The following is an 11,850-nucleotide window of genomic DNA, read 5'->3' on the forward strand; positions in this document are numbered from 1 at the left end:
GTAATATCAGGTAAACGGCTTCGTTAACTGTCCACCATGTCTCCGAACATGTGTCCACCATGTCCCCGGTCCAAACAATCTGCTTCGGGGAGGGGAGTGTTTTGTTCTTCTATCAGTAACCAGGCGATGGCGGTGGCGTAGCGCAGGTTGACGGTCAGTTCCAGGTGCGGGCCGCTGAGAAAGGCGTGCTGGCTGGCGAGGCCACGCACCAGGCTGGCGCGATCGGGATCCCGCGCCAGGTAGTGATCCCAGAGTGCCTGGTGACGGAGTTCGGCAATCCGATACAGGCCGTGTCCACGGCGGTCATGCAGGGCGGAACCCAGGGCGGATTGACTGGCGGCGACCCCCAGTAGCAAGGCTTCAGCTGTCGTGCTGTGGCGCCCCAGATAAATGAGCGTGGGGCGGATCACAAAGCGGCACAGTTCGCTGGCGGCGATACCCATAAAACCCTCGAATGTGAAATGGGCGGCGATACCTGAATGGGTGGGCTTGGCAGCAGTGGGTTGACTCAGGCTCGCCGGAAGCGGATCAGGCCGCTTGAGTTGAAGTCTAGTGTCAATTTCGCGCTGTAAAGGACTGTTTTTAAAATATTTACGGCTTCCAGTTATAAACCTTATACCGGTTGGTACTTAAGCCGTAACCGCGGCTGGAGAAACATCGGGCAATAAAAAGCCCTGCATTTTCAGCAGGGCTTTCAGGGTTTTCAGCCTTTCTGGCGTTTCAGGCAACCAGTGCCTGACGGGTACGCTCGATCACGGCCTGCAGCGGCTCGGCGCTGGAGTACTGGTCGGGGTACAGGCGTTCGCTGTGACGAGCGATGCCGTGTTCGTTGACCAGGGTGAAGCTGAAGCAGCCTTTGCGAGCGGCCATGATCAGGCAGTTCATTGGTGCGAAGGCGTTGGTTAGGGTGCGAATGGCATCCTGAGTGTGGATTTGAGTAGACATAGTTATTAGGTGTTCCTACAAATGACACGGATAAGAACCGTGCAACGTTAAAACGTTCCAGTAACGTCGATCACCATTGATCGAACGAAGAACCCGACTGGAACAAAGCAGCCAGTTGAAGCGCTATGATTTTTGCGCGCTTGGGCCGGCAGGTAGGTACTTAGGAGGGCAGGCAACACATCAAGGGCAAAGGTTCTGGGCCCGGGGTGAAGATCCTGATCAATTTGCAGGTTGGTTCGGTCAGAGTAAGTGAGCTTCGCAACACCCTTTGCATTCGATTCAAAGGCTGTGTTGCCGCGAGCATTACCTGGAAACCATCGAGGTGGTCGATCCCGTGGTGTCGGTAGAGGCTTCTCTTTAGGGAAGGTATACCGCGGGTGTCGTTCGACCAGAATTGACTTTCAGCTTGGTACTAACGCCGGGGATACTAACGGATTGAATTGTGGAATGGAAGTGTGTTAGGCGAAAAACATTTGGTTACAGGTCCTGGGGTCTTCGGTAGCCAGCGGTCAATCGGCGCCACGGCGGGACAGCACACAATTGTGACAACGAATGCGGGGAGGTAACGGCTTCAAGCGGGGGTTGAACGGCGGACAGCCGCTCCGGGTGTTACGGATTGGCTGTCATCCGCACGAAAAAAGTGCGCAGATATAACCGCCTCATCGGGACTTGTGCACATTAGTTGCGCAGGCTGTCACCACTCTGTCATTTCACCCTCAAGCACAGTGGGTGCCTGTAGTGAAAGTTTAAGTCAATGAAAAACATCGCTTTTTTTTACTGGTGAAAAAAGCGTCAGTTTGAACGCAGGCCCCATTCCACAAGGCTTCTGGCGAGTTCGGGGCGGGTTGTCCACTGAGTTATCCACAGCTTCTGTGGATTGTCCCGAGCGCTTGCTCTAGGACGGGCGTGCAGGGTTTTTTTCGGCTTTACCTGTACGAAAAAAGGAGTAAAGTTGCGCGCCTTCCGGTCTGCCCCACAGTGCTTTATGAAGTTTCGCTCAGTATCAACCTCTGTTACCGACGTACCCTCAAGTGTTACCCCGCCCAAGCGCTTTACGATGCGTGTGGCCGAATGGTTGCTCGACAGTCCGCGCCTGGGGGAAAACCCGAACGTCAAGCATCTTGCCGGCCACTTGCTCAAGGCGCCGGCCCGTGAAGGTGTGGTGGCGGCGCAAGGTCGCCTGGGCCAGTTGATGTGCCGCGAGTGCGGCAATGCCCGGGACCGCCGCATAGGCCAGGACCTGCTGCGCCAGGCCGCTCGGGCCGGGGACCGGCGTGCCCAGCGCGAATTGGGCCAGATCGAAGACTGAGCTGTCCAAGCCTCGATGGCTTGGTTAACCTTCGGGCTTTAATTCTTCGGCGGGAGTCGTCATGGCTGTGGACTTGACCAGTGTGTTGCTGGGGCTGGCGGGCGCTGCATTGCCGTTGCTGGTATTGGCGTGGCAGCTGCAACGACGCTTGGGTTTGGCACAGTCCGGGTTTTCACTGCTGCAAGAGCGCCTGAGCACTGCGCAGATGGCGCAGGACGGCCTTAATGCACAGCTCGATGCCTGCCGCGATGAGATCAGTGACCTGGGGCAGGCCAACGCCGCCAAGCAAGCCGACCTGGCTGCCGTGCGCCGTGAAGTCGAGCTGTTGCAGATCGAGCGTGACAATTCCCGTGACGCGGCCCATGCCTGGAACCTCGAGCGCAGCAGCAAGGAAACCGAATTGCGACGCCTGGACGCCCAGGCCGCCTCACTCCATGCCGAGTTGCGCGAGCAGCAGGAAAGCCATCAACAGCGCTTGAACGACCTGCAGGGCTCACGGGACGAGCTGCGCGCGCAGTTTGCCGAACTGGCCGGGAAAATCTTCGATGAGCGCGAGCAGCGCTTTGCCGAAACCAGCCAGCAGCGCCTGGGGCAGTTGCTCGATCCGTTGAAAGAACGCATTCAATCCTTTGAAAAACGCGTCGAGGAAAGCTATCAGGCCGAAGCCCGCGAGCGTTTTTCGCTGGCCAAGGAACTGGAGCGCTTGCAGCAACTGAACCTGCGGTTGAGCGATGAAGCGACCAACCTGACGCGCGCGCTCAAGGGCCAGAAAACCCAGGGTAACTGGGGCGAGCTGATTCTTGAGCGGGTGCTGGAGCACGCCGGTCTCGAGAAGGGCCGTGAGTACCAGACGCAAGTCAGCCTCAAGGGGCCGGATGGCGAGCGCTTCCAGCCGGACGTGCTGATTTACCTGCCTGGCGACAAGCAGGTAGTGGTCGACTCCAAGGTCAGCCTCACGGCCTATCAGCAGTATGTCGCCGCTGACGACACGGCGGTGGGCCAGGCCGCACTCAAACAGCACGTGCAGTCGCTGCGCAACCACGTCAAAGGTCTGTCCGACAAGGACTACAAGCGTCTGGACGGTCTGCACAGTCTCGACTTCGTGTTGCTCTTCGTGCCCATCGAGGCCGCTTTTTCGGCAGCCTTGCAGGCCGAGCCGAACCTGTTCCAGGAAGCTTTCGATCGACACATCGTGATTGTCAGCCCAACCACGTTGCTGGCCACGTTGCGCGTCATCGACAGCCTGTGGAAGCAGGAGCGGCAGAGCCAGAACGCGCGGGAAATCGCCGAGCGTGCAGGATGGCTGTACGACAAGTTTGTACTGTTCATTCAAGACCTGGACGAGGTCGGCAATCGCTTGCAGCAGCTGGATAAAGCCTACAGTGCCGCGCGCAACAAGCTGACCGAGGGTCGCGGCAACCTGGTCAGCCGTAGTGAGCAGCTCAAGCTGCTGGGCGCCCGGGCCAGCAAGAGCCTGCCGGCGGATTTGCTGGAGCGGGCGATGACCGATGTGGACGGCCTGGCCGAATTGCCCGAGTAATCAGGTTTCCCTGTGGCGAGGGAGCTTGCTCCCGCTGGGGTGCGAAGCGCCCCTGAAAGCGTCCAGCCCGTTGTCTCAGGCACACTGCAACCATCGGTTTTACGGTTGCTGCGCAACCGAGCGGGAGCAAGCTCCCTCGCCACGGGTTGGCTGTCCCTTTCTCGGTGTGTCGACTACAACGGCAAATGCCGACTCAACAAGGCGCGCAGCGCCGCCGGTTTCACCGGTTTGGCCAGGTAGTCCAAGCCTGGAGCGGGCAATCGGGTTTCCCTGTGGCGAGGGAGCTTGCTCCCGCTGGGGTGCGAAGCGCCCCTGAAAGCGTCCAGCCCGTTGTCTCGGACACACTGCAACCATCGGTTTTACGGTTGCTGCGCAACCGAGCGGGAGCAAGCTCCCTCGCCACGGGTTGGCTGTCCTTTCCTCGGTGTGTCGACTACAACGGCAAATGCCGACTCAACAAGGCGCGCAGCGCCGCCGGTTTCACCGGTTTGGCCAGGTAGTCCAGGCCTGGAGCGGGTAATAGGGTTTCCCTGTGGCGAGGGAGCTTGCTCCCGCTGGGGTGCGAAGCGCCCCTGAAAGCGTCCAGCCCGTTGTCTCAGACACACTGCAACCATCGGTTTTACGGTTGCTGCGCAACCGAGCGGGAGCAAGCTCCCTCGCCACGGGTTGGCTGTCCTTTCCTCGGTGTGTCGACTACAGCGGCAAATGCCGGCTCAACAAGGCGCGCAGCGCCGCCGGTTTCACCGGTTTGGCCAGGTAGTCCAGGCCTGCCGCGTGCACCTGGGCAATCATCTCCGGTCGGCCATCGGCACTGATCACCACGCCCGGTACCGGCTCAGCCAGCTGGGTGCGTAGCCAGGCCATCAGTTCGGTGCCAGTCTCACCCTCGTCAAGGTGGTAATCCACCAGTGCCAGTTGCGGGCGCATGCCGTCGTTGAGCAGGGCGGCACATTCCTCACGATTGCGCGCCGTGTACACCTGGCAACCCCAGCGCGAGAGCAGGCTGTTCATGCCGATCAGAATGCTGTCCTCGTTGTCGATGCACAGTACCTGTGCCCCGGTCGGCAACTGGCCGTTGAGTTCCGCCACTTTACCGGGCGCACTGGCTTGAGCGCGGGCCAGCGGTACGCTGACACTGAACACGCTGCCTTTGCCAGACCAGGAACGCACGTGCAGTCGATGGCCCAGCACCCGGCATAAACCGTCGGCAATCGCCAGGCCCAGGCCCAGGCCTTTTTCGGCTCGGGTCTGGTGGCTGTCGAGGCGCTTGAACTCTTCGAAGATGACTTGGCGCTTGTCTTCCGGAATGCCCGGGCCCCGGTCCCAGACTTCCAGGCGCAACTGCTCGCCTTGGCGGCGCACGCCCAGCAGCACCGGCCCTTTGGCGTAGCGGAAGGCGTTGGTCAGGAAGTTCTGCAGCACGCGACGCAGCAGCTTGATGTCACTGTCGACCCGCAGGTGGCTGCCGCGCAGGCGGAATTCCAGGCCCTGGTCGCGGGCCAATGCCTTGAACTCGGCACCCAGGGTATCGAACAGCTCGTTGAGCACGAACGGTTTGCGGTCCGGGTTGATCTTGCCGTTCTCCAGGCGCGAGATGTCGAGCAGGTCACTGATCAGGTCCTCGGCCGAGCGTAGCGAACTGTCCAGATGCTGCACCAGTTGCTGGGTCTCGGGCGACAGCTCTTCATCGCGGTGGGAGAGGGCGGCGGAGAACAGGCGCGCCGCATTCAGTGGTTGCATCAGGTCGTGGCTGACTGCCGCGAGAAAGCGGGTCTTGGATTGGTTGGCCAGTTCGGCGGTGCCCTTGGCTTCGGTCAGGGCGACATTGAGTTGCGACAATTCATGGGTGCGCTCGGTGACTCGCTGCTCCAGCCCTTCGTTGGCTTCGGTCAGCGCCTGCTCGGCTTCACGGAACGCGGTAATGTCGGTGAAACTCATGACAAAGCCGCCACCTGGCATCGGGTTGCCGATCAATTCGATCACCCGGCCATTGGGGAACAAGCGCTCGGAGGTGTGGGCACGGCCCTGGCGCATCCAGTGCAGGCGTCGGGCGACGTGGACTTCCGCTTCGCCGGGGCCGCACAGGCCGCGTTCGGCATTGTGCCGAATAATGTCGGCAATCGGCCGGCCGACGCTGATCAGGCCGTCCGGATAGTTGAAGAGTTCGAGGTAGCGACGGTTCCAGGCCACCAGCTTGAGCGACTGGTCGACCACGCTGATGCCTTGGGTAATGTTCTCGATCGCGCCTTGCAGCAGTGCACGGTTGAACTGCAGCACTTCGGAGGCTTCGTCGGCAATTCGCACCACGTCCTCGAGCTGCATTTCCCGGCCTTCGATGGCGGCCTTCACCACGGCCCGGGTCGAAGAGGCCCCCAGTACACCGGCCAGCAGGCGTTCGGTGTGGGCAATCCATTCGCCATCGGCGTTCAAGTTCGGATTGAAGCCCTTGCCCTGGCGGTAAGCGAAGCGGATGAAGCTTTGCCGCGCGCGTTCCTCGCCGACAAAGCGCGCCGCCAGTTGCAGCAGGTCGTTGATCTGTACCGCCAACATCGAGCGGGCGCTGGGGCGGGCGCTGATCTCTTGGCCGATGAAGCGGCCGGCCTGCCAGTGTTCCGAGACCCGTGTGCGCGACAGCACCGAGACCCAGGCAAACAGGGTGAAGTTACCGGCCAGCGACAGCACCACCCCTTGGGTCAGTGGGGTAATCGGCAGGTTCAGCGGGTTGCTGTGCAGCCAGCCGAGCCCTGGGAAACTGTTCAGCGACCAACCCATGCTGTGGGCGGCAATCGGCAGGATCAGCGTGTAGAACCAGAGGAAGGTCCCGGCGGCGAGACCGGCAAACACCCCGCGTCGGTTGGCCTGTTTCCAGTACAGTGCGCCGAGCATGGCCGGCGCCAGTTGAGTGACCGCGGCAAAGGCGATCTGCCCGATGGTGGCCAGGCTGGCCGTCGAGCCGAGCAAGCGATAGGCCACATAGGCCAGCAGCAGGATCACCACGATGCTGACGCGGCGTACCGACAGCATCCAGTGACGGAACACTTCGAACGGGCGCTCGGCATTCTTGCGGCGCAGCAGCCAGGGCAGCAGCATGTCGTTGGAGACCATGGTCGACAAGGCCACGCTGGCCACGATCACCATGCCGGTGGCGGCCGACGCGCCGCCGATGAATGCCAGCAGCGCCAATGCCGGATGGGACTGGGCCAGCGGCAGGCTGATCACGAAGGAGTCAGGCAGCACTGAGCTGGGCAACATCATCTGCCCGGCCAGGGCGATTGGCACCACGAACAGGGCGGCCAGCGCCAGATAGGCGGGGAATACCCATTTCGCCAGGCGCAGGTCCTGGGGGTCGATGTTCTCCACCACCGTGACATGGAACTGCCGGGGCAGGCAGATAATGGCCATCATCGCGACGCCGGTCTGCACCACCATCGAGGGCCAGTTGATGGTTTCCTTCCAATATTGTTCCAGACGGGGGGCGAGCATGGCCTGGTCGAACAGGTCGTCGAAACCGTCGTACAGGCCGTAAGTAACGAACGCTCCCACCGCCAGGAACGCGAACAGCTTGACCAGCGATTCGAAGGCAATCGCCAGCACCATGCCACGGTGGTGTTCGGTGGCATCGAGGTTGCGGGTACCGAATACGATGGTGAACAGCGCCAGAATCAACGACACGATCAGCGCCGTGTCCTGGGCGCGGGTGCCCATGGCATCGGCGCCGGCACCGATCAGCAGGTTGACCCCCAGCACGATGCCCTTGAGCTGCAAGGCGATATAGGGCAACACGCCGACCAGGCAGATCAGCGCCACCACCACCGCCAGTGACTGGGATTTGCCATAGCGGGCGGCAATGAAGTCGGCAATCGAGGTGATGTTTTCCTGCTTGCTGATCATCACCATTTTTTGCAGGACCCACGGCGCGCCCAGCAGTAGCAGGATCGGCCCCAGGTAGATCGGCAAAAATGACCAGAGTTGTTCGGCGGCCTGACCCACCGCGCCAAAGAAGGTCCAGCTGGTGCAATAGACGGCCAGCGACAGGCTGTACACCCAGGCACGCATTCGCGGCGGCAGTGGTGTACTGCGGCGGTCGCCATAGAAGGCGATGGCGAACATGATGGCCATATAGGCCAGGGCGACGGCGGCGATCAGCCCGCTGGACAGCGACATGGGAACTCCCGGCAAAAGACACACGGGACTCCAGCCCGTTCGGACAGTCTCGCACGATGCACTGGCTTCGTCAGTGTCGACCATGGTCTCAGCGTGGCGGGGTGTCGCAGCTGGATATCGGCAGCGTGAATGCCGTTGTCGCAGGCACCTTCGCCAGCCACGACAGTGGGGATTGAGTTAGCCTTGGCACCTGACGTTTGGCCACCCTCTGATTGTTCGAAGGATCGACCCGCCATGAAAATTATCCGCAGCCAGTCCTTTACCGGTGACCGCCCTTGGGCGGCGCTGGATATCGCCAACATGAATGGCATCACCACCCGTTTGCACTGGACCGATCAGCCCTATATCTGGCACGTCAACGACGGCCAGGAAGTGTTTGTCGTGCTCGATGGACAAGTACAGATGCGCTATCGGGAAAACGGTGTCGAGCAGGCCACGATGCTGGAGGTCGGCGATATCTTCTATGCAGCGGTGGGCACCGAACATGTTGCTCACCCTCAAGGGCCGGCCCGGGTCCTGGTGATAGAGGCGGAGGGTAGTGTCTAGGGTCTATATCTGCAAAACAGATAACAGTTAGAGATATTACCCGTTATATAGATATTCGATTCAGTTCTACCATGGACTCAACCTCACCCGAGGACAGGAGTTCATCATGCAATGCCCTAACAGCAGCCAAACCCTCGTTCGACCTTTGAGTCATTTGCACCACCCGCTGGAAGCCATTCGCCAGTTCACCCCGAACTGGTTTGCCGCCACCATGGGCACCGGGGTGCTGGCGTTGGCACTCGCCCAGCTGCCAGTTTCGATCCCCGGCCTGCATGCCTTCGCCGAAGGCCTGTGGATGTTCAATATCTTCCTGTTCCTGCTGTTCAGTGGTCTGTATGCGGCGCGCTGGGTACTGTTCTTCGACGAGGCGCGGAGGATTTTCGGGCACTCCACCGTGTCGATGTTTTTCGGCACCATTCCCATGGGACTGGCGACCATCATCAACGGCATGCTGGTGTTCGGTTTGCCCCGCTGGGGGCAGGGCGTGGTACCGGTGGCCGAGGCATTGTGGTGGCTGGACGTTGCGATGTCGCTGGCCTGCGGCATCCTGATCCCGTACATGATGTTCACCCGCCAGGAACACAGCATCGACCAGATGACGGCCGTATGGCTGTTGCCCGTAGTGGCGGCAGAAGTCGCGGCAGCCAGTGGCGGGCTGCTTGCGCCGCACCTGGCCGACGCTCATGGGCAACTGGTGATGCTGACCACCAGCTATGTGTTGTGGGCGTTCTCGTTGCCGGTGGCGTTCAGTGTGCTGACGATCCTCGTGTTGCGCATGGCCCTGCACAAGTTGCCCCACGAGAACATGGCGGCATCGAGCTGGCTGGCGCTGGGGCCGATTGGTACCGGGGCGCTGGGTATGTTGCTGCTGGGCGGTGACGCGCCGGCGATCTTCGCCGCCAATGGGTTGCCAGGGATCGGTGAAGTGGCCGCCGGGTTGGGCCTGATCGCCGGGATCACGCTGTGGGGCTTTGGCCTGTGGTGGATGCTCATGGCCGTGCTGATCACCCTGCGTTACTTGCGTGAAGGCATCCCCTTCAACCTCGGATGGTGGGGGTTTACCTTCCCTCTGGGGGTCTACTCGCTGGCGACACTGAAACTGGCGAGCACGCTGAACCTGAGTTTCTTCAGTATTTTTGGCAGCGTATTGGTCATCGCATTGGCAATTATGTGGTTGATCGTTTCCCGGCGCACGCTGCAGGGCGCCTGGCGTGGTGAGTTGTTTGTCTCGCCGTGCATTGCCGGTTTGAAGAAATAGTTCGCAAAGTTTAGCTATGGTTGTGGCTTGGATCGCTGTGTGACATTCCTATAAGAGCATCCAGGCCACTCAGGAACATGGAAGATGAGTCACCCCTCGCAGTTCACCTTGCTCCGCAAACGGCGGTTCCTGCCGTTTTTTGTCACCCAATCGCTCGGTGCGTTCAACGACAACCTCTTCAAGCAGTCGTTGATTCTCGCCATTCTGTACAAGCTGACCCTCGACGGTGATCGTTCGATCTGGGTCAACCTCTGTGCGTTACTGTTCATCCTGCCGTTCTTTCTGTTCTCGGCGCTGGCCGGCCAGTTCGGTGAAAAGTTCGCCAAGGACGCGTTGATCCGCCTGATCAAGCTCGGTGAAATCGCCATCATGGCGGTTGGTGCCGTGGGTTTCCTGTTCGATCATCTTTGGCTGATGCTGCTGGCACTCTTCGCGATGGGGACTCACTCGGCGCTGTTCGGTCCGGTGAAGTACTCGATCCTGCCCCAGGCATTGCGTGAAGAAGAACTGGTCGGCGGTAACGGCCTGGTGGAAATGGGCACCTTCCTGGCCATTCTGGCCGGGACCATTGGTGCCGGGATCATGATGTCGTCCAGTGACTACGCGCCCATCGTCTCCACGGCGATCATCGGTGTCGCCGTGCTGGGTTACCTGGCCAGCCGCGGAATCCCTCGTGCGGCGGCCTCCAGCCCGGAACTGCGGCTGGACTGGAATATCTTCCGGCAGTCCTGGGCGACCTTGCGCCTGGGCCTGGGGCAGACGCCGGCGGTGTCGCGCTCGATTGTCGGCAACTCGTGGTTCTGGTTCGTCGGGGCGATTTACCTGACGCAAATCCCGGCCTACGCCAAAGAGTGGATGCACGGCGACGAGACGGTGGTGACGCTGATTCTCACGGTGTTCTCGGTCGGTATCGCACTGGGCTCGATGCTCTGCGAGAAGCTCTCCGGGCGCAAAGTGGAGATTGGCCTGGTGCCGTTTGGCTCCTTTGGCCTGACCGTATTCGGCTTGTTGCTGTGGTGGCACTCCGGCGGTATTGCGCCCAGCGAGCAAGGTCATGGCTGGGTCGAAGTGCTCGGCTTCGGCCATGCCTGGTGGGTGCTGCTGGATATTCTCGGCCTGGGGGTCTTCGGCGGTTTCTACATCGTGCCGCTGTATGCGCTGATCCAGTCACGCACCGCGGAACATGAACGGGCGCGGGTGATCGCAGCCAACAACATTCTCAATGCGCTGTTCATGGTGGTTTCGGCGATTGTCTCGATGGTGTTGCTCAGCCTCGCTGAGCTGTCCATCCCTCAGCTGTTCCTGGTGGTGTCACTGCTCAACATCGGCGTGAATGCCTATATCTTCAAAATCGTCCCCGAATTCAGCATGCGCTTCATGATCTGGCTGCTCAGTCATTCCATGTACCGCGTGCAGCATCGCAACCTCGAGCTGATTCCCGATGAGGGGGCGGCGTTGCTGGTGTGCAATCACGTGTCGTTCGTCGACGCCTTGCTGATTGGGGGCGCAGTGCGTCGGCCGATTCGCTTTGTGATGTATTACAAGATCTACAACCTGCCGGTGCTGAACTTCATCTTCCGTACCGCCGGGACGATTCCGATTGCCGGGCGTCAGGAAGATATCCAGATCTACGAACGTGCCTTCAAGCGCATTGCCCAGTACCTGAAAGATGGCGAGTTGGTGTGCATCTTCCCGGAAGGCAAGCTGACCGCCGATGGTGAGATCAATGAGTTCAAGGGCGGGTTGACGCGGATTCTGGAAGAGACACCGGTGCCGGTGATTCCATTGGCCCTGCAGGGGCTGTGGGGCAGTTTTTTCAGTCGCGATCCGGACAAGGGCTTTTTCCACCGTTTGTGGTCGCGGGTGACCCTGGTCGCCGGTCCGCCGATGGCGGCGCAAGTGGCACAGCCGGCGCAGTTGCAAGCGGCGGTGGGGGAGTTGCGGGGAGCGGTTCGCTGATGGATGCCGGATAAAAAAACGCTCGCAGTCTACGTAATGCCGATCAGTTAAGCCAAAGACCAGCCGAACATAGTACCCGTGGCGAGGGAGCTTGCTCCCGCTGGGGCGCAAAGCGGCCCTGTTTTGGGG

Annotated in this window: 7 protein-coding genes and 3 pseudogenes; 5 read left to right on the top strand and 5 right to left on the bottom strand. The window is 60.6% G+C overall.

Going from position 1 to position 11,850, the window contains the following annotated elements:
* Window positions 1-83 precede the first annotated feature (83 nt).
* Window positions 84-443, bottom strand: a pseudogene (locus AC3WQN_RS25050) (hypothetical protein); the annotation flags it as partial.
* A gap of 277 nt (window positions 444-720) precedes the next feature.
* Window positions 721-945, bottom strand: a complete 225-nt coding sequence (locus AC3WQN_RS25055) for a hypothetical protein (protein ID WP_007898912.1) — start codon at window positions 943-945, stop codon at window positions 721-723.
* A 985-nt stretch (window positions 946-1,930) separates the two neighbouring features.
* Between AC3WQN_RS25055 and AC3WQN_RS25060 the strand changes: the two genes are divergently transcribed.
* Together AC3WQN_RS25060 and AC3WQN_RS25065 are read left to right on the top strand one after the other, a co-directional pair.
* On the top strand, window positions 1,931-2,254 hold the full coding sequence (locus tag AC3WQN_RS25060; protein ID WP_103402270.1) for an SEL1-like repeat protein: 324 nt from the start codon (window positions 1,931-1,933) through the stop codon (window positions 2,252-2,254).
* 175 nt (window positions 2,255-2,429) lie between these two features.
* Window positions 2,430-3,794, top strand: a complete 1,365-nt coding sequence (locus tag AC3WQN_RS25065) for a DNA recombination protein RmuC (protein ID WP_178081965.1) — start codon at window positions 2,430-2,432, stop codon at window positions 3,792-3,794.
* Window positions 3,795-3,967: 173 nt separating this feature from the next.
* Here AC3WQN_RS25065 and AC3WQN_RS25070 read toward each other — a convergent pair.
* The 3 genes and pseudogenes from AC3WQN_RS25070 to AC3WQN_RS25080 all read right to left on the bottom strand — a co-directional run.
* Window positions 3,968-4,048 (bottom strand): annotated as a pseudogene (locus AC3WQN_RS25070) (hypothetical protein); the annotation flags it as partial.
* A gap of 179 nt (window positions 4,049-4,227) precedes the next feature.
* Window positions 4,228-4,308: pseudogene (locus AC3WQN_RS25075) on the bottom strand (hypothetical protein); the annotation flags it as partial.
* Window positions 4,309-4,487: 179 nt separating this feature from the next.
* Window positions 4,488-7,958, bottom strand: coding sequence for a hybrid sensor histidine kinase/response regulator (locus AC3WQN_RS25080; RefSeq protein ID WP_103402267.1), 3,471 nt, complete (start codon window positions 7,956-7,958; stop codon window positions 4,488-4,490).
* 234 nt (window positions 7,959-8,192) lie between these two features.
* Between AC3WQN_RS25080 and AC3WQN_RS25085 the strand changes: the two genes are divergently transcribed.
* The 3 genes from AC3WQN_RS25085 to AC3WQN_RS25095 all read left to right on the top strand — a co-directional run bounded on the left by AC3WQN_RS25085 (window position 8,193) and on the right by AC3WQN_RS25095 (window position 11,721).
* Window positions 8,193-8,504, top strand: coding sequence for a cupin domain-containing protein (locus AC3WQN_RS25085; RefSeq protein ID WP_095078385.1), 312 nt, complete (start codon window positions 8,193-8,195; stop codon window positions 8,502-8,504).
* A gap of 106 nt (window positions 8,505-8,610) precedes the next feature.
* A complete protein-coding gene (locus tag AC3WQN_RS25090; RefSeq protein ID WP_103402268.1) occupies window positions 8,611-9,762 on the top strand; it encodes a TDT family transporter in 1,152 nt (383 codons plus the stop codon).
* An 84-nt stretch (window positions 9,763-9,846) separates the two neighbouring features.
* On the top strand, window positions 9,847-11,721 hold the full coding sequence (locus AC3WQN_RS25095; RefSeq protein WP_103402269.1) for an MFS transporter: 1,875 nt from the start codon (window positions 9,847-9,849) through the stop codon (window positions 11,719-11,721).
* Window positions 11,722-11,850 lie beyond the last annotated feature (129 nt).

The organism is Pseudomonas sp. FW300-N1A1 (genome assembly GCF_058789115.1).